General features: G+C 69.4%; 37 protein-coding genes. 34 read left to right on the top strand and 3 right to left on the bottom strand.

Annotated features, from left to right (window positions below):
• Window positions 1-63: 63 nt before the first annotated feature.
• Window positions 64-582, bottom strand: a complete 519-nt coding sequence (cpt, locus tag OHA86_RS14425; RefSeq protein ID WP_443071991.1) for a chloramphenicol phosphotransferase CPT — start codon at window positions 580-582, stop codon at window positions 64-66.
• Between the two features lie 152 nt (window positions 583-734).
• Here cpt and OHA86_RS36050 point away from each other — a divergent pair, with 152 nt between their 5' ends.
• Window positions 735-878 (top strand): NUDIX hydrolase, encoded by a 144-nt coding sequence (locus tag OHA86_RS36050; protein WP_443071990.1) that lies wholly within the window; start codon window positions 735-737, stop codon window positions 876-878.
• Window positions 879-1,564: 686 nt separating this feature from the next.
• Window positions 1,565-4,129: an N-acetylmuramoyl-L-alanine amidase gene (locus OHA86_RS14410; RefSeq protein WP_329175578.1), complete on the top strand. Its 2,565-nt coding sequence runs from the start codon at window positions 1,565-1,567 to the stop codon at window positions 4,127-4,129.
• An 84-nt stretch (window positions 4,130-4,213) separates the two neighbouring features.
• Here the strand turns inward: OHA86_RS14410 and OHA86_RS14405 are convergent, their stop codons facing one another.
• Window positions 4,214-5,629 carry an acyltransferase family protein gene (locus OHA86_RS14405; protein WP_329175576.1) on the bottom strand — a complete coding sequence of 472 codons (1,416 nt, stop codon included), beginning with the start codon at window positions 5,627-5,629 and terminating at the stop codon, window positions 4,214-4,216.
• Between the two features lie 470 nt (window positions 5,630-6,099).
• Here OHA86_RS14405 and rpsJ point away from each other — a divergent pair, with 470 nt between their 5' ends.
• The 32 genes from rpsJ to truA all read left to right on the top strand — a co-directional run bounded on the left by rpsJ (window position 6,100) and on the right by truA (window position 24,195).
• On the top strand, window positions 6,100-6,408 hold the full coding sequence (gene rpsJ, locus OHA86_RS14400; RefSeq protein ID WP_014144312.1) for a 30S ribosomal protein S10: 309 nt from the start codon (window positions 6,100-6,102) through the stop codon (window positions 6,406-6,408).
• Between the two features lie 13 nt (window positions 6,409-6,421).
• On the top strand, window positions 6,422-7,066 hold the full coding sequence (gene rplC, locus OHA86_RS14395; RefSeq protein WP_327289212.1) for a 50S ribosomal protein L3: 645 nt from the start codon (window positions 6,422-6,424) through the stop codon (window positions 7,064-7,066).
• A gap of 4 nt (window positions 7,067-7,070) precedes the next feature.
• Entirely contained in the window at window positions 7,071-7,727 is a 657-nt protein-coding gene (gene rplD, locus OHA86_RS14390; protein ID WP_329175574.1) for a 50S ribosomal protein L4, read from the top strand.
• Window positions 7,727-8,053, top strand: a complete 327-nt coding sequence (gene rplW, locus OHA86_RS14385; RefSeq protein ID WP_329175573.1) for a 50S ribosomal protein L23 — start codon at window positions 7,727-7,729, stop codon at window positions 8,051-8,053. The genes rplD and rplW overlap by 1 nt, the downstream gene beginning before the upstream one ends.
• 46 nt (window positions 8,054-8,099) lie before the next feature.
• Complete coding sequence (rplB, locus tag OHA86_RS14380; RefSeq protein ID WP_329175572.1) at window positions 8,100-8,936, top strand: 50S ribosomal protein L2; 837 nt, start codon at window positions 8,100-8,102, stop codon at window positions 8,934-8,936.
• A 12-nt stretch (window positions 8,937-8,948) separates the two neighbouring features.
• Window positions 8,949-9,230, top strand: a complete 282-nt coding sequence (gene rpsS, locus OHA86_RS14375; protein ID WP_033177798.1) for a 30S ribosomal protein S19 — start codon at window positions 8,949-8,951, stop codon at window positions 9,228-9,230.
• Window positions 9,231-9,275: 45 nt separating this feature from the next.
• A complete protein-coding gene (gene rplV, locus OHA86_RS14370; protein ID WP_329175569.1) occupies window positions 9,276-9,623 on the top strand; it encodes a 50S ribosomal protein L22 in 348 nt (115 codons plus the stop codon).
• Window positions 9,623-10,462, top strand: coding sequence for a 30S ribosomal protein S3 (gene rpsC, locus OHA86_RS14365; RefSeq protein WP_329175567.1), 840 nt, complete (start codon window positions 9,623-9,625; stop codon window positions 10,460-10,462). The genes rplV and rpsC overlap by 1 nt, the downstream gene beginning before the upstream one ends.
• A 5-nt stretch (window positions 10,463-10,467) precedes the next feature.
• Entirely contained in the window at window positions 10,468-10,887 is a 420-nt protein-coding gene (gene rplP, locus OHA86_RS14360; RefSeq protein ID WP_329175565.1) for a 50S ribosomal protein L16, read from the top strand.
• Complete coding sequence (gene rpmC, locus OHA86_RS14355; protein WP_033177802.1) at window positions 10,887-11,120, top strand: 50S ribosomal protein L29; 234 nt, start codon at window positions 10,887-10,889, stop codon at window positions 11,118-11,120. The genes rplP and rpmC overlap by 1 nt, the downstream gene beginning before the upstream one ends.
• Entirely contained in the window at window positions 11,120-11,407 is a 288-nt protein-coding gene (gene rpsQ, locus OHA86_RS14350) for a 30S ribosomal protein S17 (RefSeq protein WP_188284650.1), read from the top strand. Before rpmC ends, rpsQ begins: the two co-directional genes overlap by 1 nt.
• A 112-nt stretch (window positions 11,408-11,519) precedes the next feature.
• On the top strand, window positions 11,520-11,888 hold the full coding sequence (rplN, locus tag OHA86_RS14345) for a 50S ribosomal protein L14 (RefSeq protein WP_073492414.1): 369 nt from the start codon (window positions 11,520-11,522) through the stop codon (window positions 11,886-11,888).
• Window positions 11,889-11,891: 3 nt separating this feature from the next.
• Complete coding sequence (gene rplX, locus OHA86_RS14340; protein ID WP_329175562.1) at window positions 11,892-12,215, top strand: 50S ribosomal protein L24; 324 nt, start codon at window positions 11,892-11,894, stop codon at window positions 12,213-12,215.
• Complete coding sequence (gene rplE, locus OHA86_RS14335; protein ID WP_329175560.1) at window positions 12,215-12,775, top strand: 50S ribosomal protein L5; 561 nt, start codon at window positions 12,215-12,217, stop codon at window positions 12,773-12,775. The genes rplX and rplE overlap by 1 nt, the downstream gene beginning before the upstream one ends.
• A 2-nt stretch (window positions 12,776-12,777) precedes the next feature.
• A complete protein-coding gene (locus OHA86_RS14330; RefSeq protein ID WP_033177806.1) occupies window positions 12,778-12,963 on the top strand; it encodes a type Z 30S ribosomal protein S14 in 186 nt (61 codons plus the stop codon).
• 264 nt (window positions 12,964-13,227) lie between these two features.
• Window positions 13,228-13,626: a 30S ribosomal protein S8 gene (gene rpsH / locus OHA86_RS14325; protein WP_329182408.1), complete on the top strand. Its 399-nt coding sequence runs from the start codon at window positions 13,228-13,230 to the stop codon at window positions 13,624-13,626.
• A gap of 21 nt (window positions 13,627-13,647) precedes the next feature.
• Complete coding sequence (gene rplF / locus OHA86_RS14320) at window positions 13,648-14,187, top strand: 50S ribosomal protein L6 (protein WP_327289205.1); 540 nt, start codon at window positions 13,648-13,650, stop codon at window positions 14,185-14,187.
• A gap of 2 nt (window positions 14,188-14,189) precedes the next feature.
• Window positions 14,190-14,573 (top strand): 50S ribosomal protein L18, encoded by a 384-nt coding sequence (gene rplR, locus OHA86_RS14315; protein ID WP_329175556.1) that lies wholly within the window; start codon window positions 14,190-14,192, stop codon window positions 14,571-14,573.
• 68 nt (window positions 14,574-14,641) lie between these two features.
• The gene (rpsE, locus tag OHA86_RS14310) at window positions 14,642-15,247 is read left to right on the top strand and encodes a 30S ribosomal protein S5 (protein ID WP_093713222.1); all 606 of its coding nucleotides are present in this window, start codon (window positions 14,642-14,644) and stop codon (window positions 15,245-15,247) included.
• Complete coding sequence (gene rpmD / locus OHA86_RS14305) at window positions 15,247-15,429, top strand: 50S ribosomal protein L30 (RefSeq protein WP_031524772.1); 183 nt, start codon at window positions 15,247-15,249, stop codon at window positions 15,427-15,429. The genes rpsE and rpmD overlap by 1 nt, the downstream gene beginning before the upstream one ends.
• A gap of 2 nt (window positions 15,430-15,431) precedes the next feature.
• Window positions 15,432-15,884 (top strand): 50S ribosomal protein L15, encoded by a 453-nt coding sequence (gene rplO, locus OHA86_RS14300; RefSeq protein ID WP_443054135.1) that lies wholly within the window; start codon window positions 15,432-15,434, stop codon window positions 15,882-15,884.
• 191 nt (window positions 15,885-16,075) lie between these two features.
• Complete coding sequence (secY, locus tag OHA86_RS14295; protein WP_329175554.1) at window positions 16,076-17,392, top strand: preprotein translocase subunit SecY; 1,317 nt, start codon at window positions 16,076-16,078, stop codon at window positions 17,390-17,392.
• The gene (locus tag OHA86_RS14290) at window positions 17,392-18,051 is read left to right on the top strand and encodes an adenylate kinase (RefSeq protein WP_329175553.1); all 660 of its coding nucleotides are present in this window, start codon (window positions 17,392-17,394) and stop codon (window positions 18,049-18,051) included. Before secY ends, OHA86_RS14290 begins: the two co-directional genes overlap by 1 nt.
• Window positions 18,052-18,192: 141 nt before the next feature.
• Window positions 18,193-19,029 (top strand): type I methionyl aminopeptidase, encoded by an 837-nt coding sequence (gene map, locus OHA86_RS14285; protein ID WP_329175551.1) that lies wholly within the window; start codon window positions 18,193-18,195, stop codon window positions 19,027-19,029.
• Window positions 19,030-19,183: 154 nt separating this feature from the next.
• Complete coding sequence (infA, locus tag OHA86_RS14280) at window positions 19,184-19,405, top strand: translation initiation factor IF-1 (protein ID WP_003956442.1); 222 nt, start codon at window positions 19,184-19,186, stop codon at window positions 19,403-19,405.
• A gap of 29 nt (window positions 19,406-19,434) precedes the next feature.
• Window positions 19,435-19,548, top strand: a complete 114-nt coding sequence (gene rpmJ, locus OHA86_RS14275) for a 50S ribosomal protein L36 (RefSeq protein WP_003956441.1) — start codon at window positions 19,435-19,437, stop codon at window positions 19,546-19,548.
• Window positions 19,549-19,734: 186 nt separating this feature from the next.
• Window positions 19,735-20,115, top strand: a complete 381-nt coding sequence (rpsM, locus tag OHA86_RS14270) for a 30S ribosomal protein S13 (protein ID WP_329175549.1) — start codon at window positions 19,735-19,737, stop codon at window positions 20,113-20,115.
• A 68-nt stretch (window positions 20,116-20,183) separates the two neighbouring features.
• Window positions 20,184-20,588 carry a 30S ribosomal protein S11 gene (gene rpsK / locus OHA86_RS14265; protein ID WP_006376016.1) on the top strand — a complete coding sequence of 135 codons (405 nt, stop codon included), beginning with the start codon at window positions 20,184-20,186 and terminating at the stop codon, window positions 20,586-20,588.
• A gap of 27 nt (window positions 20,589-20,615) precedes the next feature.
• The gene (gene rpsD / locus OHA86_RS14260; RefSeq protein WP_329175547.1) at window positions 20,616-21,242 is read left to right on the top strand and encodes a 30S ribosomal protein S4; all 627 of its coding nucleotides are present in this window, start codon (window positions 20,616-20,618) and stop codon (window positions 21,240-21,242) included.
• 118 nt (window positions 21,243-21,360) lie between these two features.
• On the top strand, window positions 21,361-22,383 hold the full coding sequence (locus tag OHA86_RS14255) for a DNA-directed RNA polymerase subunit alpha (protein ID WP_033177813.1): 1,023 nt from the start codon (window positions 21,361-21,363) through the stop codon (window positions 22,381-22,383).
• Between the two features lie 353 nt (window positions 22,384-22,736).
• The gene (gene rplQ, locus OHA86_RS14250; protein ID WP_329175545.1) at window positions 22,737-23,267 is read left to right on the top strand and encodes a 50S ribosomal protein L17; all 531 of its coding nucleotides are present in this window, start codon (window positions 22,737-22,739) and stop codon (window positions 23,265-23,267) included.
• A gap of 82 nt (window positions 23,268-23,349) precedes the next feature.
• Window positions 23,350-24,195 (top strand): tRNA pseudouridine(38-40) synthase TruA, encoded by an 846-nt coding sequence (gene truA / locus OHA86_RS14245; RefSeq protein ID WP_329175543.1) that lies wholly within the window; start codon window positions 23,350-23,352, stop codon window positions 24,193-24,195.
• A gap of 199 nt (window positions 24,196-24,394) precedes the next feature.
• Here truA and OHA86_RS14240 read toward each other — a convergent pair whose 3' ends face one another.
• Entirely contained in the window at window positions 24,395-25,900 is a 1,506-nt protein-coding gene (locus OHA86_RS14240; RefSeq protein ID WP_329175542.1) for a hypothetical protein, read from the bottom strand.
• Window positions 25,901-25,903: the final 3 nt, after the last annotated feature.

Below are 25,903 nucleotides of genomic sequence, written 5' to 3'. Positions count from 1 at the left end.
CCGTCGGTCCGGCTCCCCTTGGGCTCGGCTCCACGGCCGGCGGCGCGGCGGAGCCGGCGGGACCTAAGCCCGCGCGGCGATGGCCTGTGCGCACGCGGTCGGGTCGGCGTGCGTGGAGTCCACCTCCAGGTCGTAGACCACGCCCTGGTGGACCGACTCCGCCTGGAGGGCGGCCATTCCGGCGATCCGGTCGCCTCGTGCGGCCTCGCGGGCCGCGGCGACCGCGGGCTCGCAGCGGACGCCGACCCACAGGACGCGCAGGCCGGCCAGGGCCTGCAGCCAGCGCTGCTGGGAGTCGGCGCCGCCGAGGAAGACCTCGTCCACCACGATCCGGGCGCCCGCGCGGGCCATGGCGGCGATCCCGGTGATCCAGGCCGCCTCCAGGGCGCGGAATTCGGCGCCCACGGTCACCTCGCCGTCCTGCGATATGCCGATCCCCCCGTCCGCACCCGTCATGGACGCGGGCAGCGCGTCGACGAAGTCGTCCACGCTGAAGGCCAGCCAGGGGTCGGGCAGGACCGCCTGCAGACTGCGGGCGATGCTGGACTTGCCCGCGCTGGAGCCGCCGTTGAGGACGATCACCTGAGTTTCCACCGCGTCAGGGTAGGTCAGCGCGGGCGCACGTGAAGCGGCCGGGCCCGTACCGGCGTTGCCGGCTCTGGCAGGCTGAGCCGACGCGTACACCGAGGCAGGCGGCCCGAGTCGCCGTGCTCGACCCCGCGGGGGCGGTCTTCATGCTCCGGTACGACAACGAGGAGGTCGGCGTCCACTGGGCGATGCCCGGCGGGGGCATGGACCCGGGGGAGACGCCGCGACGCGCTGGCGCCGGCGATACCGCGGCAGGTTCTCCGTGGAGATCGTCCACTCGCCGGTGGTGACCTCACGGCGGGTGCGCCGCCGGGGCGGGAGATCGCCGCGGCGGTGCGTACGGACCGGGGCGTCCTACAGGTCAAGCGGCGCGTGCGGGGCGGGATCCGGTACGGCAGTCCCTGCACCGGCCGCCCGGGGTGGGGGCGCGGTAGGCCCGCTCGCAGCCGTCGCGGTTCTGGAGCGGTGCGACCGGCGCCGCCCGGGGTGGCGGTAGCGCAGCAAGGCGGTGGGCCAGCAGGCCCGCGGGGTGCCAGTCCCGGCCGGGGGCCGTTGCGTGCCGTGCCGACTCACCGGCACCTCGAGATTTCAGGTGATGCCGACCGATCGCGAGGACCATGCGGGTATGGGCGGTGAACTACAGCTGGCGCGGCTCAAGGACGGTGTCACGCTCGGGTACTCCGAAGGCCAGCTCCCCGGGAATCGGCGCGGGGGGACAGGCGCAGCCGGACGACGGCAACCCCGGGCACGCGGTCGCGTCGGCGCGCGGATCGAGCGGGCGAGGTCCGCGGGAGTCAGGTCGAGGCGGAAGGGGACGCGTTCCTGTACGCCCCCGTGGCAGGGGAGCCGGGAGGGGCGGAAGGGCATCGGCGGGGCGTGAGGCCGGTATGGGGGGATAAGGCGGTGTGGGGGGCTGACGGGGTGTCGAATATGGTACGAGGTTCGGAACGTTGAATGACGGGATGAGGGGGGACACGTGAGAACACGTCGGGTCTGGGGAGCGGCGCTTGCGGCCGCGTTGGGCGTGTCGGGGATGGTGGGACTCCAGCAGGTGGCGCAAGGGGCGCCGGTCGGCGGGGTGCGGGCGGCCGGGCCGGTGGCCAGTTCCGTGCAGACGGTCGGGCTGGCCGTCGGCGGTGACGGCGGCGCGGTGCTCGGCAGGCGCGGCACGAAGCCGTTCAGCACGGTCGGCGTGTCGTGGCGGGACCCGAAGGCCGCGGCGCCCGGGCGGGTCGAGGTGCGGACCAGGGACGCCGGGACCGGCGTCTGGTCGGGGTGGCGTCAGCTGGACGCGACCGAGCAGGAGGGCGACCTGGGGGCCGGGGCGCGCGGCGCCACCGACCCGCTGTGGGTCGGCCCGTCCGACGGCGTACAGGTGCGGGTCGGCAAGGGCGCGGCGGCGCTGCCCGCGGGGCTGCGGGTCGACATGGTCGGCGACGACCCGACCGCCGCGCCGCAGGGCGCCGTCGCGCCGCGGGACACCCCGCGCCCGCCGGGCAGCGGGCCGGTCTCCTCCGTGCCGCAGCCGTCGATCGTCAGCCGGGCCGGCTGGGGCGCTGACGAGTCCATCAGCCCCGAGGACCCGGTCTACATGACCGACGTGCACGGCGTCTTCGTCCACCACACCGACACCGCCGTCGACTACGACTGCGCCGACTCGGCGTCGATCGTCCGCGGCATCTACGTCTTCCACGTGCAGTCGAACGGCTGGAAGGACATCGGCTACAACTTCCTGGTCGACAAGTGCGGCACGATCTTCGAGGGCCGCAAGGGCGGGGTGGACCAGCCGGTCGAGGGCGCGCACACCGCCGGGTGGAACCAGGACACCACCGGCATCGCCGTACTCGGCAACTACACGTCCGCCGGCGCCAGTACCGCCGCGCTGACCTCGGTCGCCCGGGTGGCCGCGTGGAAGCTCGGGCAGTACGGGGTCGACCCGTCGAGCACGGTGTCGCTGTCCACCCAGACCACCCAGACCAGTGGCACCGGCCGGTCCTTCACGGCCGGGCAGTCGTACCCCTTCCCGGCCGTCTCGGCGCACCGCGACGGCGTGAGCACCGAGTGCCCGGGCGACAAGCTCTACGCGCAGCTCGACACGATCCGCGGCTGGGCCGCGGGGCCGGTCGCCGGCCTGGCCGTCAGCTCGGTGGGCGGCGCGGCCTACCAGGACGGCGGGACCTATCACACCACCGGTCCCGTCACGGTCAACTGGACGGCGTCGACGCCCACTTCGCTGATCTCGGGCTTCAAGGTCCTGGTCGACGGCACCGCCGCCGCCAGCGTCGCGGGCACCGCGAGGTCCGCCACCGTCACGCTCCCGGTGGGTACGCACTCCGTCGCCGTCCAGGGCGTCCACCAGTCGGGCAAGCTCGCCACCACCGCGGCGACCACGGTCGTCGCCGACGCGGCGCCGCCCGCGACCACCTTCCACCCGCTGACGCCGGCCCGGCTGATGGACACCCGCAGCGGCAAGGGCGTGCCCGCGGGCGCGGTCGGGCCTGGCGGTGTGGTGAGCCTGCCGGTCACCGGCGGGACCACCGGGGTGCCGGCCAGCGGGGTGACCGCGGTGGTGCTGAACGTGACCGCGACCGGTCCGACGTCGTCCAGCTTCCTGTCGGTCTACCCGGACGGTACGGCCCGTACGAGCGCGTCGAACCTGAACTTCGTGGCGGGTCAGACGATCCCGAACCTGGTGGTCGTGCCGGTCGTCAACGGCAAGGTCGACTTCTACAACCACGCCGGCAGCGTGAACGTCCTCGCGGACGTCACCGGCTACTACACCGCCGACACCACCGGCTCGACCTACCGGACCCTGTCGCCGGCCCGGCTGATGGACACCCGTAGCGGCAAGGGCGTGCCCGCGGGCGCGGTCGGGCCTGGCGGTGTGGTGAGCCTGCCGGTCACCGGCGGGACCACCGGGGTGCCGGCCAGCGGGGTGACCGCGGTGGTGCTGAACGTGACCGCGACCGGTCCGACGTCGTCCAGCTTCGTGTCGGTCTACCCGGACGGTACGGCCCGCACGAGCGCGTCGAACCTGAACTTCGTGGCGGGTCAGACGATCCCGAACCTGGTGGTCGTGCCGGTCGTGAACGGCAAGGTCGACTTCTACAACCACGCCGGCAGCGTGAACCTGATCGCCGACATCTCGGGCTACTACACCTCGGCCCCCATCGGCGCGAAGTACAGCAACCTCGGCCCGCGCCGGCTGATGGACACCCGCAGCGGCATCGGGGTGCGCGCCGGCAAGGTCGGCGTCGGCGGTCTGGTGACCCTGCCGGTCACCGGCGCCAGCGGGGTGCCGGCCAGCGGTGTGACCGCGGTGGTGCTGAACGTGACGGCGACCGGTCCTACGTCGTCCAGCTTCGTGTCGGTCTACCCGGACGGGACACCGCGGACGACCGCGTCGAACCTGAACTTCGTGGCGGGCCAGACGATCCCGAACCTGGTGGTCGTGCCGGTCGTGAACGGCAAGGTCGACTTCTGGAACGCCTACGGCAGCGTCGATCTGATCGCCGACATCATGGGCTACTACGTCAGCTGACACCGGCCCGCCCGCACGACGACGGGGTCCCGGCCACCACCCGGCCGGGACCCCGTCGTCGTCCCGCGGCGGGCGCCGCGCCGGTCAGCCGGGGCCGGTCCCGCTCCCGGTCCCGCTCCCGCTTCCGTTCCCGGCCCCGGCCCCGGCCCCGGCCCCGGCCCCGGCCCCGGCCCCGGCCCCGGCCCCGGCCCCGGCCCCGGCCCCGGCCCCGGCCCCGGCCCCGGTCCCGCTCCCGTTCCCGGCCCCGGTCCCGGCGCCGGCCTCGGACCGAGCCTCGGCTTCGGCCTTCGCCCTGGCCGCCGCGGCAGCCGCCGCCTCCGCTCTCGCCCTGGGCGGGTTGAGCCCAGCGGCCAGGCCGCGCCGCATCGCGAGGCCCAGCGGCTTCTCCACGACCTTGTGGATCAGCCAGGACAGCACCAGCATCGCGGCCAGGGTCGTCAGCAGGTTGACCCAGGGACCCAGCGCCGGCCCGTGGTTGGTCAGGTTGACGCCCAGGGCCGTCCCCAGGGTCAGGTGCACCAGGTAGAAGGGGTAGGTCAGGATGCCCGCGGTGACCATCCAGCGCCATTGCAGCCGTCGCAGCGGGCCGAAGGCGCACAGGGCGAGCAGCGCCAGGAAGCCGGTCAGCAGCAGCGCGCAGACCGGCCAGGACACGGCGATCTTGGGGCCGGCCGTGTCCCGCATGTGGTAGTACGTCCGGTCGTGCAGGGCGACCAGCTCGTAGGCCCAGGCCAGCCCGAGCATGGTCCACAGCAGCAGATTCCGGCCGAAGCGGTACATCAGGTAGAGCACGATCCCCGCGATGAACAGGCCCGCGCAGTCGCTCTGGACGACCTGGTCGAGCAGGGTGACGTGCATCTGCCGGGTGACCACGGCCAGCGCCAGCCAGGCCGTGCAGAAGCCGAGCATCCGGTGGTAGGTCGTACCGAAGGCCAGGACCACGGCCATCAGGAGGTAGAAGCGGGCCTCGACCCACAGGGTCCACACGACGCCGTTCAGCTCGTGGACGCCCACCTGCTCGGGAGCCATCGTGAGGTTGCCGACGATCTGCCGGAGGTCGGGTATCCCGCTCGCATCGCCCTGCCGTATGGCGAGCAGCACCCGGTACAGCACGATCAGCGCGAGGGCGGCCCAATAGGCCGGGTAGAGGCGCGACAGCCGGGAGACGGCGAACTGGCCCGGGGTGCGGCCCCAGCCGCTCATGCAGATCACGAACCCGCTGATCACGAAGAACGCCTCGACGCCCAGCCAGCCGTACATGCTCGCCTGGTGCAGCGGCCGGGCGAAGTCGCGCGGATCGGTTCCCCAGTACTGGGCGGTGCCCGTGCCCAGGAAGTGGTAGGCCGCCACGGAGAGCGCCGCCACCAGCCGCAGCGCGTCGACGGCGGCCAGCCGTACCGGCTTCGCCTTGGCGCCGCCCGGGGCCGCCGCCTCCGGCTCGCGCACCGGGGCGGGCCCTGCCTGCTCGGGCAGCGGCTGCCCCGGGGTGCGGCTGGTCATACTCACGAGCGGGCCTCTCGTCGGGCTGGCGACTTTACCCGCGGCATACCAGGGGGCGTAAAGCCCTGCCCATGGCGTGGGGCCGGCCGCCCGCGTTTGGGGGCCGAGCACCGAGGGGTAAGCTACCCGGCTCGATTGGCGTCCGGTGCGGCCCGTATGGCAGACTACCCAAGTTGCTCGGTCGAGCGCCGATGCTGCGCGCCTCCCGTCGGGAGGACCGGAAGCGAGTCCCACGGTACTCGTCGCCCTAACTGCCCAGGTGGGCAGCGCTGGGGCGGACGTACGGGAATCTTCCGGGAAGCGTCAGTGCGGCTCCGACCAGGCATCCGGTGGGTGTTATCTCCCACGCAAACCCCTGGCAGGGAATTCCGCATGCGGAAAATCATGGCGAGGGGCGCGACACGCCCGACCGCGTGGGTCGGAGCAAGCGGATGCCGGAGCTGAATAGAGACAAGGACTACGGAGTAGCCATGGCGGGACAGAAGATCCGCATCCGGCTCAAGGCCTACGACCACGAAGTCATCGACTCCTCGGCGAAGAAGATCGTCGAGACGGTGACGCGTACTGGTGCGCAGGTCGCGGGCCCGGTGCCGCTGCCCACTGAGAAGAACGTGTACTGCGTCATCAAGTCGCCGCACAAGTACAAGGACTCGCGCGAGCACTTCGAGATGCGCACGCACAAGCGCCTGATCGACATCCTCGACCCGACGCCCAAGACCGTTGACTCGCTGATGCGCCTGGACCTTCCGGCCGGCGTCGACATCGAGATCAAGCTCTGAGAGGCGCGGAAAGATGACCAAGCAGATCAAGGGCATCCTGGGCGAGAAGCTCGGCATGACCCAGGTCTGGGACGAGAACAACCGTGTCGTCCCTGTGACCGTGGTCAAGGCCGGCCCGAACGTCGTGACCCAGGTCCGTACGAATGACGCCGACGGCTACGAGTCGGTCCAGATCGCCTTCGGCGAGATCGACCCGCGCAAGGTGAACAAGCCCCTCAAGGGCCACTTCGCCAAGGCCGACGTCACCCCGCGCCGCCACCTGGTGGAGCTGCGTACCGCCGACGCGGCCGAGTACACGCTCGGCCAGGAGATCACCGCCGAGGTGTTCGAGGCCGGTATCAAGGTCGACGTGACCGGCAAGAGCAAGGGCAAGGGCTTCGCCGGTGTCATGAAGCGTCACAACTTCAAGGGCCTCGGCGCCGGCCACGGCGTCCAGCGCAAGCACCGCTCGCCGGGTTCCATCGGCGGCTGCGCCACCCCTGGGCGTGTCTTCAAGGGCATGCGCATGGCGGGCCGTATGGGCAACGAGCGGGTCACCACTCAGAACCTGACCGTCCACGCCGTTGACGCGGAGAAGGGACTGCTGCTCATCAAGGGCGCGATCCCGGGCCCGAACGGCGGCCTCGTCCTGGTCCGCACCGCGGCCAAGGGGGCTTGAGGATATGAGCACCATTGACATCCTGTCGCCCGCGGGCGACACGACCGGGACCGTAGAGCTCCCGGCAGAGATCTTCGACGCCAAGGTCAGCATCCCGCTGATCCACCAGGTCGTCGTCGCGCAGCTGGCCGCTGCCCGCCAGGGCACGCACAAGGTCAAGACGCGTGGCGAGGTCCGCGGTGGTGGCCGCAAGCCGTACCGCCAGAAGGGCACGGGCCGCGCCCGCCAGGGCTCGACCCGCGCGCCGCAGTTCGCAGGCGGTGGCGTCGTGCACGGACCGGTGCCGCGCGACTACTCGCAGCGCACCCCGAAGAAGATGGTCAAGGCCGCCCTGCGCGGTGCCCTGACCGACCGGGCGCGCCACAACCGCATTCACGTCGTCACCGGCGTGATCGAGGGCGAGTCGCCGTCCACCAAGGCCGCCAGGACGCTGCTCGGCAAGATCAGTGAGCGCAAGAACGTGCTCCTGGTCCTCGAGCGGGCCGACGAGGCCGCCTGGCTGTCCGCACGCAACCTGCCCCAGGTGCACATCCTGGAGGCCGGTCAGCTGAACACGTACGACGTGCTCGTCTCCGACGACGTGGTCTTCACCAAGGGCGCGTTCGACCGCTTCACCGGCGCCGGTGTCGACGAGGCCGAGCTGGAAGGGAGCGACGCCTGATGGCCGAGCAGACCGAGATCACCAGCAAGACCTACACGGATCCCCGTGACCTGCTGATCAAGCCCGTGGTCTCCGAGAAGAGCTACGCGCTGCTGGACGAGAACAAGTACACGTTCGTCGTCGACCCGCGCGCCAACAAGACCCAGATCAAGCAGGCCGTCGAGGCGGTCTTCCAGGTCAAGGTCACCGGGGTCAACACGATCAACCGGCAGGGCAAGCGCAAGCGCACCCGCACCGGTTTCGGCAAGCGTGCCAACACCAAGCGCGCCATCGTGACCCTCGCCGAGGGCGACCGAATCGACATCTTCGGCGGCCCGGTCTCCTAACGGAGGCTGGCCGTTCAGAAGTCCGGAATCATCCGAGGACTGAGAAATGGGTATCCGCAAGTACAAGCCGACGACCCCGGGCCGTCGTGGCTCCAGCGTCGCCGACTTTGTCGAGATCACGCGGTCCACGCCGGAGAAGTCGCTGGTCCGCCCCCTGCACAGCAAGGGCGGCCGTAACAACGCCGGTCGTGTGACCGTTCGCCACCAAGGTGGTGGCCACAAGCGCGCCTACCGTGTCATCGACTTCCGTCGGCACGACAAGGACGGCGTGCCCGCCAAGGTCGCGCACATCGAGTACGACCCCAACCGCACCGCGCGCATCGCGCTGCTGCACTACGCGGACGGCGAGAAGCGCTACATCCTCGCCCCCGCGAAGCTCCAGCAGGGCGACCGGATCGAGAACGGCGCCAACGCCGACATCAAGCCGGGCAACAACCTGCCGCTGCGCAACATCCCGGTCGGTACCACGATCCACGCGATCGAGCTCCGGCCCGGTGGCGGCGCGAAGATCTCCCGCTCCGCGGGCGCTTCGGTCCAGCTGCTGGCGAAGGAGGGCACCATGGCCACCCTTCGTATGCCGTCCGGCGAGGTCCGGATGGTCGACGTCCGCTGCCGCGCCACCATCGGCGAGGTCGGCAACGCCGAGCAGTCGAACATCAACTGGGGCAAGGCCGGCCGTATGCGGTGGAAGGGCGTACGCCCGACCGTCCGCGGTGTCGCCATGAACCCGGTGGACCACCCGCACGGTGGTGGTGAGGGCAAGACCTCCGGTGGTCGCCACCCGGTCTCGCCCTGGGGTCAGAAGGAAGGTCGTACGCGCTCGCCGAAGAAGGCATCGAGCAAGTACATCGTCCGCCGCCGCAAGACGAACAAGAAGCGCTAGGAGCGGGTTCAGATGCCGCGCAGTCTCAAGAAGGGGCCCTTCGTCGACGACCACCTCATCAAGAAGGTGGACGTCCAGAACGAAGCAGGCACCAAGAACGTCATCAAGACCTGGTCCCGCCGCTCGATGATCATCCCGGCGATGCTCGGCCACACGATCGCGGTGCACGACGGCCGTAAGCACGTCCCGGTGTTTGTCACTGAGTCGATGGTCGGCCACAAGCTCGGCGAGTTCGCACCGACCCGCACCTTCCGCGGGCACGAGAAGGACGACCGCAAGTCGCGGCGTCGCTGAGTGGGCTGAACCGTGACGACGAAGACAGACACTGAAGGGACGACCATGGAAGCCAGGGCCCAGGCGCGGTACATCCGCGTCACGCCCATGAAGGCCCGCCGCGTGGTGGACCTCATCCGTGGCTTGGATGCCACGGAGGCTCAGGCGATCCTGCGCTTCACCCCGCAGGCCGCGAGCGAGCCGGTCGGCAAGGTGCTCGACAGCGCCATTGCCAACGCCGCGCACAACTACGACCACACGGACGCCGAGTCGCTGTACATCAGCGAGGCGTACGTGGACGAGGGTCCGACCCTGAAGCGGTTCCGGCCGCGCGCCCAGGGCCGTGCCTACCGGATCCGCAAGCGGACCAGCCACATCACCGTGGTCGTCGCCAGCAAGGAAGGGACCCGGTAATGGGCCAGAAGGTTAACCCGTACGGGTTCCGGCTCGGCATCACCACGGACTTCAAGTCCCGGTGGTACGCCGACAAGCTGTACAAGGACTACGTCAAGGAAGACGTCGCCATCCGCCGGATGATGACGCAGGGCATGGAGCGGGCCGGCATCTCCAAGGTGGAGATCGAGCGCACCCGTGACCGCGTCCGCGTCGACATCCACACCGCCCGGCCGGGCATCGTCATCGGCCGCCGCGGCGCGGAGGCCGACCGTATCCGCGGTGACCTGGAGAAGCTGACCGGCAAGCAGGTCCAGCTGAACATCCTCGAGGTCAAGAACCCGGAGATGGACGCTCAGCTGGTGGCCCAGGCCGTCGCCGAGCAGCTGTCCTCGCGCGTCTCCTTCCGCCGTGCCATGCGCAAGAGCATGCAGGGCACGCTGAAGGCCGGCGCCAAGGGCATCAAGATCCAGTGCGGCGGCCGTCTCGGCGGCGCCGAGATGTCCCGCTCGGAGTTCTACCGAGAGGGCCGCGTCCCGCTGCACACCCTGCGGGCGAACGTGGACTACGGCTTCTTCGAGGCCAAGACCACCTTCGGCCGGATCGGTGTGAAGGTCTGGATCTACAAGGGCAATGTCAAGAACATCGCCGAGGTCCGTGCCGACAACGCGGCCGCCAGGGCGGGCAACCGTCCGGCCCGCGGTGGCGGCAACGAGCGTCCGCAGCGCCGTGGTGGCGAGCGCGGTGGCGAGCGCGGTGGCCGCGGCCGTCGTCCCCAGACGGAAGGCACCCAGGCCCCCAAGGCCGACGCGCCCGCCGCTGAGGTCCCGGCCGCCGAGACCCCCGGAACGGAAGGCTAAGTACCATGCTGATCCCCCGTAGGGTCAAGCACCGCAAGCAGCACCACCCGACGCGCCGCGGACAGGCCAAGGGCGGTACCGAGCTGGCGTTCGGCGAGTACGGCCTGCAGGCCGTCACCCCCGCGTACGTGACCAACCGGCAGATCGAGTCCGCTCGTATCTCCATCACCCGGCACATCAAGCGTGGCGGCAAGGTCTGGATCAACATCTACCCGGACCGCCCGCTGACCAAGAAGCCGGCCGAGACCCGCATGGGTTCCGGTAAGGGTTCGCCGGAGTGGTGGATCGCGAACGTCAAGCCCGGACGGGTGATGTTCGAGCTGTCCTTCCCGAACGAGAAGGTTGCCCGCGAGGCGCTCACCCGCGCCGCGCACAAGCTTCCGATGAAGTGCCGCATCGTGCGGCGCGAGGCAGGTGAGTCGTGATGGCGGCCGGTACCAAGGCGACCGAGCTGCGCCAGCTGGGCGACGAGGAACTCGTCGGCAAGCTGCGTGAGGCCAAGGAGGAGCTGTTCAACCTCCGCTTCCAGGCGGCCACGGGACAGCTTGAGAACAACAGCCGGCTCAGGGTCGTCCGCAAGGACATCGCCCGGATCTACACCCTCATGCGTGAGCGCGAGCTGGGCATCGAGACGGTGGAGACGGTGGAGAGCGCCTGATGAGCGAGAAGAATGTGACTGAGACGACCGACGAGCAGCGCGGCTTCCGCAAGACCCGTGAGGGCCTCGTGGTCAGCGACAAGATGGACAAGACCGTTGTGGTCGCCGTCGAGGACCGCGTCAAGCACGCCCTGTACGGCAAGGTCATCCGCCGCACCAACAAGCTCAAGGCGCACGACGAGCAGAACGCCGCGGGCATCGGCGACCGGGTCCTCCTGATGGAGACCCGGCCGACCTCCGCCACGAAGCGTTGGCGCGTCGTGGAGATCCTCGAGAAGGCCAAGTAGTCCAGCAATCCCTGAGCGGGTATCCGCTCAGGACCGTTCCGTCAGGCTCGGCGGCGGGGTCGCCCCAGGGCGACCCCCCGCCGGGAACCGACGCGACAAACAGGAGATAGACGTGATCCAGCAGGAGTCGCGACTCCGCATCGCTGATAACACAGGTGCCAAGGAGATCCTTTGCATCCGTGTTCTCGGTGGTTCGGGTCGCCGCTACGCGGGAATCGGTGACGTCATCGTCGCCACCGTCAAGGACGCGATCCCCGGTGGCAACGTGAAGAAGGGCGAGGTCGTCAAGGCGGTCATCGTCCGGACGGTCAAGGAGCGCCGTCGTGCCGACGGCTCGTACATCCGGTTCGACGAGAACGCCGCCGTCATCCTCAAGAACGACGGCGACCCCCGCGGCACCCGTATCTTCGGCCCGGTGGGCCGTGAGCTGCGCGAGAAGAAGTTCATGAAGATCGTCTCGCTCGCGCCGGAGGTGCTGTAACCGATGAAGATCAAGAAGGGCGACCTGGTCCAGGTCATCACCGGTAAGGACAGGGGCAAGCAGGGCAAGGTCATCGTGGCCTACCCGGCTCAGGACCGTGTCCTCGTCGAGGGTGTCAACCGGGTCAAGAAGCACACCAAGGCCGGCGCGACCGACCGCGGTTCGAAGACCGGCGGCATCATCACCACCGAGGCGCCGATCCACGTCAGCAACGTGCAGCTGGTTGTTGAGAAGGACGGCAAGAAGGTCGTGACCCGCGTCGGCTTCCGCTTCGACGACGAGGGCAACAAGATCCGCGTTGCCAAGCGGACCGGTGAGGACATCTGATGACTGCCACCACCACTTCACCGCGTCTCAAGGCGCGCTACCGCGAGGAGATCGCGGGCAAGATGCGTGAGCAGTTCTCCTACGAGAACGTCATGCAGATCCCCGGTCTCACCAAGATCGTGGTCAACATGGGTGTGGGCGACGCCGCCCGCGACTCCAAGCTGATCGAGGGCGCCATCCGCGACCTCGCCACGATCACCGGCCAGAAGCCGCAGGTCACCAAGGCCCGTAAGTCCATCGCGCAGTTCAAACTGCGTGAGGGCCAGCCGATCGGTGCCCACGTCACGCTGCGCGGCGACCGCATGTGGGAGTTCCTCGACCGTCTGCTGTCGCTGGCGCTGCCGCGTATCCGCGACTTCCGCGGTCTGTCCCCCAAGCAGTTCGACGGCCGGGGCAACTACACCTTCGGTCTCACGGAGCAGGTCATGTTCCACGAGATCGACCAGGACAAGATCGACCGGGTCCGGGGCATGGACATCACCGTGGTCACCACGGCGACCAACGACGACGAGGGTCGTGCCCTCCTTCGTCACCTCGGCTTCCCGTTCAAGGAGAACTGACCGTGGCGAAGAAGGCTCTGATCGCTAAGGCCGCTCGCAAGCCCAAGTTCACTGTCCGCGGCTACAACCGCTGCCAGCGCTGTGGCCGGCCGCACTCCGTCTACCGCAAGTTCGGCCTGTGCCGTGTGTGCCTTCGTGAGATGGCCCACCGCGGCGAGCTGCCGGGCGTGACCAAGAGCTCCTGGTAGTTCCGGGTTTCCGGATCACCAGGACTCTCGGTAAGCAGTTGGACGGCGGGACCCCGCCCGCCCGTCGCCCGCCACCACCCTTCCAAGGGCGCCCTGGCGGGCGGCACCCCCTCTTTCTTCCCGTAAGGTAGAAGGGTTGGGCGCCCGCCGCCCGCATCGACTTACTACGCCGTAGGTCCACCGCACCGCACCCGTCCCCGGTTCGCCCGGGGGAGAGGGATGGAGCACCAGGAAACCCCGGCGAGAGAGGCCCAGGGCCAACTCATGACCATGACCGACCCCATCGCAGACATGCTGACCCGTCTGCGTAACGCGAATTCGGCATACCACGACGATGTCGTGATGCCGTTCAGCAAGATCAAGTCGCACATCGCGGAGATCCTCCAGCAGGAGGGCTACATCACCGGCTGGAAGGTCGAGGACGCCGAGGTCGGCAAGAACCTCGTCCTGGAGCTGAAGTTCGGCCCGGAGCGCCAGCGCTCCATCGCCGGCATCAAGCGGATCAGCAAGCCGGGTCTGCGGGTCTACGCGAAGTCCACCAATCTGCCGAAGGTGCTCGGCGGCCTCGGCGTGGCGATCATCTCCACGTCGCACGGTCTGCTCACCGGCCAGCAGGCTCAGAAGAAGGGCGTGGGTGGGGAAGTCCTCGCCTACGTCTGGTAACCGGGAAAGCGAGGTATAGCAATGTCGCGCATCGGCAAGCTGCCCATCTCGGTTCCCGCCGGAGTGGACGTCACCATCGACGGCCGCACGGTCGCGGTGAAGGGCCCCAAGGGCTCGCTCACCCACACCGTCGCCGCGCCGATCGACATCGCCAAGGGCGAGGACGGCACTCTGCTGGTCACCCGCCCCAACGACGAGCGTGTCTCGAAGGCCTTGCACGGCCTGTCCCGCACGCTGGTGGCGAACATGATCACCGGCGTGACCGCGGGCTACAGCAAGCAGCTCGAAATCAGCGGTGTCGGCTACCGCGTCCAGGCGAAGGGCTCCAACCTGGAGTTCGCGCTGGGCTACAGCCACCCGATTCTCGTCGAGGCCCCCGAGGGGATCTCCTTCAAGGTGGAGAACCCCACGAAGTTCTCCGTCGAGGGCATCGACAAGCAGAAGGTCGGCGAGGTGGCCGCCAACATCCGCAAGCTGCGGAAGCCCGACCCGTACAAGGCCAAGGGCGTCAAGTACGCGGGCGAAGTCATCCGCCGCAAGGTCGGAAAGGCGGGTAAGTAGCCATGGCATACGGTGTCAAGATCGCCAAGGGCAAGGCTTACAAGAGCGCTGCGATCAAGCGTCGCCACATCCGGGTGCGCAAGCGCATCTCGGGTACGACCGAGCGTCCGCGCCTGGTCGTGACCCGCTCCAACCGGGGCATCGTGGCGCAGGTCATCGACGACCTCGCGGGCCACACGCTCGCGTCGGCGTCGACCCTCGACGCGTCCATCCGCGGCGGCGAAGGCGACAAGAGCGCCAAGGCTAAGCAGGTCGGCCAGCTCGTGGCCGAACGTGCGAAGGCCAAGGGCGTCGAGGCTGTCGTGTTCGACCGTGGCGGCAACCAGTACGCAGGGCGCATCGCCGCCCTGGCGGACGCCGCCCGCGAAGCCGGACTCAAGTTCTGAGCCGTCCTTCGCGCCAGCGACCCTGTGTCGCTGCGTAGCTAGCGGAAAACGATAGAGAGGTAATTCCAATGGCTGGACCCCAGCGCCGCGGAAGCGGTGCCGGTGGTGGCGAGCGACGGGACCGTAAAGACCGGCGGGACGGCGGCCAGCAGGCCGAGAAGACCGCTTATGTCGAGCGTGTCGTCGCGATCAATCGCGTCGCCAAGGTTGTGAAGGGTGGTCGTCGCTTCAGCTTCACCGCGCTGGTCGTGGTGGGCGACGGTGACGGCACCGTCGGTGTCGGCTACGGCAAGGCCAAGGAGGTGCCGGCCGCCATCGCCAAGGGTGTTGAGGAGGCCAAGAAGCACTTCTTCAAGGTCCCCCGTATCCAGGGCACCATCCCGCACCCGATCCAGGGCGAGAAGGCCGCGGGCGTCGTCCTGCTCAAGCCTGCTTCCCCCGGTACCGGTGTGATCGCCGGCGGCCCGGTGCGTGCCGTGCTGGAGTGCGCGGGCATCCACGACGTGCTGTCCAAGAGCCTCGGCTCCGACAACGCGATCAACATCGTGCACGCCACGGTGGCGGCGCTCCAGGGCCTTCAGCGGCCCGAGGAGATCGCGGCCCGCCGCGGCCTGCCGATCGAGGATGTCGCGCCCGCCGCTCTGCTGCGGGCCCGCGCCGGAGTGGGTGCGTGATGGCGCGTCTGAAGGTCACACAGACCAAGTCCTACATCGGCAGCAAGCAGAACCACCGTGACACGCTGCGGTCGCTCGGGCTCAAGCGCCTGCACGACGTCGTGGTCAAGGAGGACCGCCCGGAGATCCGCGGCATGGTCCACACCGTCCGCCACCTCGTCACGGTCGAGGAGGTCGACTGATCATGGGTGACAACCCGATCAAGCTCCACAACCTCCGTCCCGCTCCGGGCGCCAAGACCGCCAAGACCCGTGTGGGTCGCGGCGAGGCGTCCAAGGGCAAGACGGCCGGTCGTGGCACCAAGGGCACCAAGGCCCGCTACCAGGTTCCGGAGCGCTTCGAGGGCGGGCAGATGCCCCTCCACATGCGGCTCCCGAAGCTCAAGGGCTTCAAGAACCCGTTCCGCACCGAGTACCAGGTCGTCAACCTGGACAAGCTCGCGACCCTCTACCCGGAGGGTGGCGAGGTGACGGTGGCCGACCTGGTCGCCAAGGGTGCGGTACGCAAGAACCAGCTCGTCAAGGTGCTCGGCACCGGCGAGGTCTCCGTGGCGCTGACGGTGACCGTTGACGCGGTCTCCGGCTCCGCCAAGGAGAAGATCGCCGCCGCCGGCGGCACCGTCACCGAGCTCGTCTGAGCCCGATGCCGAACACGACCGGGGATGCCCAGATACACCTGGGCATCCCCGGTCGTTCGTTCCTGTGATTTTCCTTCCCCGGCTGGTCATTCCTTGCGGGGCCATGTCGCCGGTAGGCTGGCCGACGCTGCTGTCGTCAGAACCCTCATAAACCGTCCTTCCGCCCTGGCGCGGGGGGTGCAGGAGGCACCGTGCTCACCGCGTTCGCACGGGCGTTCAAGACGCCCGACCTGCGCAAGAAGCTTCTGTTCACCCTGGGCATCGTGGTGGTCTACCGCCTCGGAGCGCACGTACCGGTGCCGGGTATCGACTACACGGTCGTCAACCAGTGCATCAAGGACACGAAGGGCAACAACAGCCTCTTCGGCCTGGTGAACATGTTCAGCGGCGGCGCACTGCTGCAGCTGACGATCTTCGCGCTCGGCATCATGCCGTACATCACGGCGAGCATCATCCTCCAACTGCTCACGGTGGTGATCCCGCGTCTGGAGGCCCTCAAGAAGGAGGGCCAGGCCGGCACCACGAAGATCACGCAGTACACCCGGTACCTGACGGTCGCGCTGGCCGTGCTCCAGGGTACGGGCCTGGTCGCCACCGCCCGCTCCGGCAGCCTGTTCTCCGGCTGCAACAACGCCGGCGGCATCGTGCCCAACCAGTCGATCTTCACCACGATCACCATGGTCACGACGATGACCGCGGGCACCGTGATGATCATGTGGCTCGGTGAGCTGGTCACCGACCGCGGCATCGGCAACGGCATGTCGATCCTGATGTTCGTCTCCATCGCGGCCGGCTTCCCGGGCTCGCTGTGGGCGATCAAGGTCTCCGGCAAGATCGCGGACGGCTGGGTGGAATTCCTCGCGGTGATCGCGGTCGGCCTGGCGATGGTGGGCCTGGTGGTCTTCGTCGAACAGGCGCAACGCCGTATCCCGGTGCAGTACGCCAAGCGCATGATCGGCCGGCGGTCGTACGGCGGCACCTCCACGTACATCCCGCTCAAGGTCAACCAGGCCGGTGTCATCCCGGTCATCTTCGCGTCGTCGCTGCTGTACATCCCGGCGCTGATCGTGCAGTTCTCCGGTTCGACCTCGGGCTGGGCCCAGTGGATCAGCCGGAACTTCACCAAGGGCGACCACCCGGTGTACATGGCCGCGTACTTCCTGCTGATCGTGTTCTTCGCCTTCTTCTACGTCGCGATCTCGTTCAACCCCGAAGAAGTCGCCGACAACATGAAGAAGTATGGTGGGTTCATTCCGGGCATCCGCGCAGGCCGCCCCACCGCTGAATACCTGAGTTACGTGCTGAACCGCATCACGTGGCCGGGCGCGCTCTACCTGGGTCTCATCGCCCTCGTGCCGACGGTCGCGATCGCGATCTTCAACGGCAGCAACGGCAACTTCCCACTCGGCGGTACCAGCATCCTGATCATCGTGGGTGTCGGTCTGGAGACGGTGAAGCAGATCGAGAGCCAGCTACAGCAGCGTAACTACGAAGGGTTCCTCCGCTGATGCGTATCGTCCTGGTCGGGCCGCCCGGCGCGGGCAAGGGGACGCAGGCCGCGTACCTCGCCAAGAACCTGTCGATCCCGCACATCTCGACGGGCGACCTGTTCCGCGCCAACATCAGCCAGGGCACCGACCTCGGCAAGCAGGCGAAGGCGTACATGGACGCCGGCGACCTGGTGCCGGACGAGGTCACCATCGGCATGGCGGAGGACCGGCTGGACCAGCCGGACGCCGTCGGCGGCTTCCTGCTCGACGGCTTCCCGCGCAACGACTTCCAGGCCCAGGCGCTCGACGCCTACCTGGCCGCCCACGGCATCGCGCTGGACGGCGTGCTCGACCTGGAGGTCCCCGAGGGCGAGGTCGTCAAGCGGATCGCCGGCCGCCGGGTGTGCCGCAACGACAGCGCGCACGTCTTCCACGTCGAGAACAAGCAGCCCAAGGTGTCCGGGGTCTGCGACGTGTGCGGCGGCGAGCTGTACCAGCGCAGCGACGACGCCGAGGACAAGGTCCGCAACCGCCTCGACGTCTACCACCGCGAGACCGAGCCGATCATCGACTACTACAAGCAGCAGAATCTTGTGGTGACGATCTCGGCGCTCGGCACCGTGGCCGAGGTCACGGAGCGCGCGATGGAGGCGCTGCGGCGCGACGACGCCGCCTGAGCGCGTTCTGAGCGGACCGCGGCACGGCAGCACAACAGCACAGCACGGCATACGGCCGTGGTGCCCCGACGGGCACCACGGCCGTATCGTTGAACGGGCACTCGCGCCCGTACACCCCGATCGAAGGAGGGCGTCAGCCGCATGGTGGAGATCAAGACCCCGGAGCAGATCGCCACGATGAGGCGCGCCGGACTGGTCGTCGCGGCGGTGCACGAGGCGACCCGCGCGGCGGCCGTCCCCGGTGCCACCACCAAGGACCTGGACGAGATCGCCGCCCAGGTGATCGCCGACCACGGCGCCAAGCCGAACTTCCTGGGCTACGGCGGCTTCCCCGGCAACATCTGCACGTCGGTCAACGACGTGGTCGTGCACGGCATCCCCGACCGGGCGACCGTGCTCAAGGACGGCGACATCATCGCCATCGACGCCGGCGCCATCGTGGACGGCTGGCACGGCGACGCGGCCTACACCTGCTTCGTCGGCTCGGGGCACGCGCCCGAGCTGGTCGAACTGAGCCGGGTGACCGAGGAGTCCATGTGGGCCGGCATCGCCGCCTTCCGCAAGGGCAACCGGCTCGAAGACATCTCGCGTGCCGTCGAGAGCTACATCCGCCGCCAGCCGCGCCCCGCGTCGGGCAAGTACGGCATCGTCGAGGACTACGGCGGCCACGGCATCGGCACCGAGATGCACATGGACCCGCACCTGCTGAACTACGTCAGCAAGAAGCGCGGGCGCGGCATCAAGCTCATCCCCGGGGTGTGCCTGGCGATCGAGCCGATGGTCACCCTCGGCTCCCCGCACACCCACGTGCTGGACGACGAGTGGACCGTCAAGTCCGACGACGGCTCGTGGTCCTCGCACTGGGAGCACACCATCGCCCTGACCGAGGACGGCCCGCTGGTGCTCACCGCGCCGGACTGCGGCCGGGCCAAGCTCGCCGAGTACGGCATCACGGTGGCGCCCGACCCGGTCGCGTGAGGCGCCCGCCGCCGGCGGCATAACGATCTTGCGGCATGGGCATACACAGTGGATTCGTCTTTCCGGGTGCCTTGTCGTAGACTGACACGTCGGCTCTCGTATGTCTTCCGGCATGCCCAGAGTCGACCAAGGTAGCCGATCCCGAAAGCAGGACATGGCCAAAAAGCAAGGCGCCATCGAAATCGAGGGCACCGTGATCGAGTCTCTGCCGAACGCCATGTTCAAGGTGGAGCTGCAGAACGGTCACAAGGTCCTCGCGCACATCAGCGGCAAGATGCGGATGCACTACATCCGTATCCTTCCGGATGACCGGGTCGTCGTGGAGCTGTCTCCGTACGACCTGACGCGCGGACGGATCGTCTACCGATACAAGTAGATCTCAAGACCCGGAGAACCTGACATCCCATGAAGGTCAAGCCGAGCGTCAAGAAGATCTGCGACAAGTGCAAGGTGATCCGCCGCCACGGCCGGGTCATGGTCATCTGCGACAACCTGCGCCACAAGCAGCGCCAGGGCTGACGCACGACCTGCTCCTTCTGCACCTCCGCAGAGATTCGCGCGACGCACACACGTACATACGCAGCGCCCGTCCCCGTACGAAGGGGGACGACACCCCCGGCGGAGGCCGGGGACCCGTCCGGTACCTGATACGGCCGCCGGGAACCGGTGCTGCGGAAGACCTCCGACATCCCAGGAGCCACACACATGGCACGCCTTTCAGGCGTTGACCTCCCGCGCGAGAAGCGCGTGGAGATCGCCCTCACCTATGTCTTCGGCATCGGGCGCTCGCGCGCCCAGGACATCCTGAAGAACACCGGTGTGAACCCCGACGTCCGCGTGCGCGACCTTGCTGAGGAAGACCTCATCAAGATCGCCAAGTGGGTCGACGACAACTACACGACCGAGGGTGACCTCCGTCGTTCGGTGCAGGCCGACATCCGCCGCAAGGTCGAGATCGGCTGCTACCAGGGTCTGCGTCACCGCCGGGGCCTGCCCGTCCACGGGCAGCGCACTCACACCAACGCCCGCACCCGCAAGGGCCCGCGTCGCGCCATCGCCGGCAAGAAGAAGCCGGGCAAGAAGTAGTCCACAGCAGGACCACCCAGCGGTCTTCGCTCGTAGGACCGACCACCTCCACCGGGAGAACGTGACACATGCCTCCTAAGGGCCGTCAGGGCGCAGCCAAGAAGGTGCGCCGCAAGGAAAAGAAGAACGTCGCTCATGGGCACGCCCACATCAAGAGCACGTTCAACAACACGATCGTCTCGATCACCGACCCCGCGGGCAACGTGATCTCCTGGGCCTCCGCCGGCCACGTCGGCTTCAAGGGCTCGCGCAAGTCCACCCCCTTCGCCGCGCAGATGGCCGCCGAGTCGGCCGCCCGCCGGGCGCAGGAGCACGGCATGCGCAAGGTGGACGTCTTCGTCAAGGGTCCCGGCTCCGGCCGCGAGACCGCGATCCGCTCCCTCCAGGCCACCGGCCTTGAGGTCGGGTCGATCCAGGACGTCACCCCGACCCCGCACAACGGCTGCCGCCCGCCGAAGCGCCGCCGCGTCTGACCAGCCGATAACAGGAGAACTGAGACAATGGCGCGTTACACCGGGGCCGACTGCAAGCGTTGCCGTCGGGAGAAGCAGAAGCTCTTCCTCAAGGGAGCGAAGTGCGAGAGCGCGAAGTGCCCGATCGAGATCCGTCCTTACCCCCCGGGTGAGCACGGACGCGGGCGCACCAAGGACAGCGAGTACCTGCTTCAGCTGCGTGAGAAGCAGAAGTGCGGCCGCATCTACGGTGTCCTCGAGAAGCAGTTCGTGAACTACTACAAGGAAGCGAACCAGAAGTCCGGCAAGACCGGTGAGAACCTGCTTCGCATCCTTGAGACCCGCCTCGACAACGTGGTGTACCGGGCCGGCTTCGCCAAGTCCCGCGACCACGCCCGTCAGCTGGTCCGTCACGGACACATCACCGTCAACGGGCGCAAGAACGACATTCCGTCGGCTCGCGTCGCTGTGAGTGACATCATCGAGGTCCGCGAGTCGTCCCGGAACCTGACCCCGTTCGCGGTGGCGCAGGGCGAGGCCGGCGACAAGACCGTGCCGGCGTGGCTCGAGGCCAACGCGGGCAAGCTCCGGATCCTCGTGCACAGCCTGCCCGAGCGCCAGGTGATCGACACCCAGGTGCAGGAGCAGTTGATCGTCGAGTTCTACTCCAAGTAGCGGCTCGCGGGAACGGGCGGTACGGCTGCCGTTACGACGGTTCCGCCGTGCCGCCCGTACCCTCGTAGTAACAGGGGGCGTCAAATAGCGGGCGCCCACGACAGAAGGACCCACGAACATGCTGATTGCTCAGCGTCCCTCGTTGACCGAAGAGGTCGTCGACGAATTCCGCTCACGGTTCGTGATCGAGCCGCTCGAGCCGGGCTTCGGCTACACCCTCGGCAATTCGCTCCGCCGTACGCTCCTGTCCTCGATCCCGGGTGCCGCGGTCACCTCGATCCGGGTCGACGGTGTCCTGCACGAGTTCACCACCGTGCCGGGCGTCAAGGAGGACGTGACCGACGTCATCCTCAACATCAAGCAGCTGGTCGTCTCCTCGGAGCACGACGAGCCGGTCGTGATGTACCTGCGCAAGCAGGGTCCGGGTGTCGTCACCGCCGCCGACATCGCGCCCCCGGCCGGTGTCGAGGTGCACAACCCCGACCTGGTCCTGGCCACGCTCAACGCCAAGGGCAAGCTGGAGATGGAGCTGACCGTCGAGCGCGGTCGCGGCTACGTCTCCGCGGTGCAGAACAAGCAGCAGGGCCAGGAGATCGGCCGTATCCCGGTCGACTCCATCTACAGCCCGGTGCTCAAGGTCACCTACAAGGTCGAGGCGACCCGAGTCGAGCAGCGCACCGACTTCGACAAGCTGATCGTCGACGTCGAGACCAAGCAGGCCATGCGCCCGCGGGACGCCATGGCGTCGGCGGGCAAGACCCTGGTCGAGCTGTTCGGCCTGGCCCGCGAGCTGAACGTCGACGCCGAGGGCATCGACATGGGCCCGTCCCCCACGGACGCCGCCCTGGCCGCGGATCTGGCGCTGCCGATCGAGGAGCTGGAACTCACCGTCCGCTCCTACAACTGCCTCAAGCGCGAGGGCATCCACTCCGTGGGCGAGCTCGTCGCACGCTCCGAGGCGGACCTGCTCGACATCCGCAACTTCGGTGCGAAGTCGATCGACGAGGTCAAGGCGAAGCTGGCCGGCATGGGCCTGGCCCTCAAGGACAGCCCGCCCGGATTCGACCCGACCGCCGCCGCCGACGCCTTCGGCGCCGACGACGACGTCGACGCCGGCTTCGTGGAGACCGAGCAGTACTGATCCCTCCGGGGGTCGGCCAGGTGTACGCGGTTCCCCCGCGGCGGTCCGCTGCCGCGGGGGGAACCGCTACCGCAGAGAACGCGCCTCCAGGGGCGCGGGGAACTGCGCGGCAAGCCCCCACCGGGGCGCGGGTCGGCACCGGCCTGAAGGGCTGTTGCTGTCGCATCCGGACCACCGGCCGGTGGTGGGTTGCTCGCGCGGTTCCCCGCGCCCCCGAGGGGGCGCCCGGGCGCAAGCCCGGGAGGGATGCAGGACTTCCTGGGGTGCGCCCCGGGGCTTACGAGCTGGCAGCCGCCAGTTCGCACTGACATCGGTACCTGACACGGCCGGTGCAGCGTAGAAGGAGAAAGACCATGCCTCAGCCCGCCAAGGGTGCCCGTCTGGGCGGCAGCGCCGCGCACGAGAAGCTGCTTCTCGCGAACCTCGCGAAGGCGCTCTTCGAGCACGGCCGCATCACCACCACCGAGGCCAAGGCGCGCCGGCTGCGCCCGGTCGCGGAGCGCCTGATCACCAAGGCGAAGAAGGGCGACATGCACAACCGTCGCCAGGTGCTGCAGACGATCACGGACAAGAGCATCGTGCACACGCTCTTCACCGAGATCGGCCCGCGGTACGAGAACCGCCCGGGTGGCTACACCCGGATCACCAAGATCGGCCCCCGCCGCGGCGACAACGCGCCCATGGCGGTCATCGAGCTGGTCGAGGCCCTGACCGTGCAGCAGTCCGCTGTCGGTGAGGCCGAGGCCGCGACGAAGCGTTCCGCGAAGGACACCGCGGGCGACGACGCCATCGCCGACCTCAAGAAGGACGAGGCCGTCGAGGACGCCAAGCCCGCTGACGCGGAGGCGGACGCCGAGGAGTCGGACGAGGCCAAGGACGCCTGAGGCGTCCGACAGGTTCTACGGGCGGACCCGTACCCCCTGGGGGTGCGGGTCCTTCCGCTTCCCCACGGTTGAGGAGCTACGCGTGAGCGACGACGCTGCACCCGGTTTCGTACGGGTCCGGCTCGACCTGGCATACGACGGGGCCGACTTCTCCGGCTGGGCCAAGCAGCGCACCCGCCGTACGGTCCAGGGCGAGCTGGAGTCGGCGATCACCACGGTCCTGCGGCTGCCGGAGCCCGTCGAGCTGACGGTGGCCGGCCGCACCGACGCCGGCGTCCACGCCCGCGGCCAGGTCGCGCACGTCGACCTGCCGGCCGAGGTGTGGGACGCCGAGCGCGGCAAACTGCGCAGGCGGCTGGCCGGACGCCTGCCCTGGGACGTCCGCGTCTTCGGCGTCAGCGAGGCGCCCTCCGGCTTCAACGCGCGCTTCTCCGCGATCTGGCGCCGGTACGCCTACCGGGTCGGCGACCACCCCGGCGGGGTCGATCCGCTGCTGCGCGGGCACGTGCTGTGGCACGACCGGCCGGTGGACGTCGACGCCATGAACGCCGCCGCGCAACTGCTGCTCGGGGAGCACGACTTCGCGGCGTACTGCAAGAAGCGCGAGGGTGCGACGACGATCCGCACGCTGCTCGATGTGCGCTGGGAGCGGGCGCGCGACGGCGTCGCCGTCGCCACGGTCAGGGCGGACGCCTTCTGCCACAACATGGTGCGGGCGCTGGTCGGGGCGATGATCCTGGTCGGGGACGGGCACCGGCCGGTCGCCTTCCCGGCGGAGGTCCTGGCCGGACGGGTGCGGCACTCCGCGGTGAACGTCGTACGGCCGCACGGGCTGACCCTGGAGGAGGTCGGCTACCCGGCCGATGAACTCCTCGCGGCCCGCAGCCGCGAGGCCCGCAACCTGCGCACGCTGCCGGGCTGCGCCTAGCCGGTCACGCCTCGCCTGAGGGGGTGCCCCTTCCCCTCTCCTGGCGCCCGTGCCGCCGTCGTGGCGCTTCGCGCAGTTCCCCGCGCCCCTAAGGGCTCGTCCTCCGCCGTAGAGGGCGACCATCAGGGGCGCGGGGAGCTGCGCGGCCAGCCCCCACCGGGGGAAGGCCGGCGCGGCCCGCAGGGGCAGGCCGGGGGGACTACTTCCTGGTCGGATCGGCCGCGGCAGCGTCCTTGCCGCGCTGCACGATGCGGCTGAACGCGAAATCAGACGCGTCGTTCGCCGCCTGCTTCCCCACCGTGTCGTTCGCCGCCAGCGTCGTCCCGTTCTTGAAGCCCGCGATGGCGAAGTACGCGTAACGCCCGACGGAGTTCGCCGTCATCTGGCACCGCACCGCCCGGCAGAAGTCGGCGACGCCCCCGCCGTTGAGCGGGGCGAGGTACTGCGAGACCCCCTGCACCTTCTTCGCGTGCGTGTCGTCCGCGAAGACGGCGACGCCGACCGTCACGGCGAGCCCGCCCTGCGTGTACGTGGCGCGTATCAGCTTCTGGCAGCCGTTGGCGCTGAGGGCCGTCGCGACGGCCTGCCTGGCGTTCTTCGCGCAGGAGGCCGTGACGTCGGTCGCCGTCTTGACGTACGTACGGCCCTTCCAGACGAACTGCTTGCCGGGGAAGAGGGATTCAGGGGTGAGCGGCGCCTTGTCCTTGGCGGCGGTGTTGAGGTAGTCCCGCGGATCGACCGGCGGGGGAGGGGCGACCGAGGAGAAGGACGGCGCGGGGGGCAGCGGCTGCTGGCTCGCGGTGCTGCTCGTGGCGGAGGACGGCCCCGCCGACGGCTTGCCGTCGCTCTTGCCGGACATGACGACCGCGGTGGCCACGACGCCGGCTATCACGGCGACGGCGACGATCCCGCCGGCGAGCATCAGGACCCGGCGGCGGCGCGCGCCGGTCGCCTCCTGCCGCTCGGCGAGCGCGGTCCAGTCCGGCGTGCCGGACTCGGCGGCCCCGCCGCCGCCCGCGTGCCGTGGCTCTGCCTGCGGCTGTGTCCGCGCCGGAGGCGTCGGCCGCGGTGCAGGACCGCCGGCGAACGGTACGTGCCCTGCGCCGCCGCCCTGGGCCGCGGGAGCCTGCTGCTGCGGGGCCGGCCCCTGCGGCTGTGCGGGCGCCTGCCGGCCCCCGTACGACTGCGGCTGGGGCTGCTGCTGGGCGGGCGCCTGGCCGCTGTGAGCCTGGGGCTGGGGCTGCTGCTGCGGGGGCGCCTGCTCGCCGCCGTAGGCCTGCGGTTGCGCCGGGGCCTGCTGGCCCGCGTACGGCTGCTGCGGCCCCGGCGCCTGCTGCTGCGCCGGCGGGGCCGCCTGCTGCGGGGGCGACCAGTTCTGCGCCGGGATGATCTGGGTCGCCGGTTCCGGCCGGCCCGTCGGGTCGAGGGCGGCGGGCTGGTCCGGGGCGGAGGACCACGGCTGGCCGCCCTGGGGCTGCGCCTGGGACGCGGCCTGCGCGGCGGCGTCGGCCTGCGGGGACCACGCGGGGCCCGGCTCGGGGGCCTGCGGCGGTGGGGACTGCCGGCGGAACTGCTGGCGGGGGTCGGCGTCCCGCTGGGAGTGCCCGCGGGAGGGGATGACGCGTCCCTCCAGCACTTCGCGCTCGCCGTCTGCGGCGTTCCTGCGCGGTTCCTGCGGCGGCTGCTGCCCGGGGCCATCGGTCATGTC

The sequence above is a fragment of the Streptomyces sp. NBC_01477 genome, assembly GCF_036227245.1.
Lineage (GTDB): Bacteria > Actinomycetota > Actinomycetes > Streptomycetales > Streptomycetaceae > Actinacidiphila.
The sequence above is the reverse complement of the archived record's forward strand: the minus strand, read 5'-3'. Positions and strand labels throughout refer to the sequence as shown.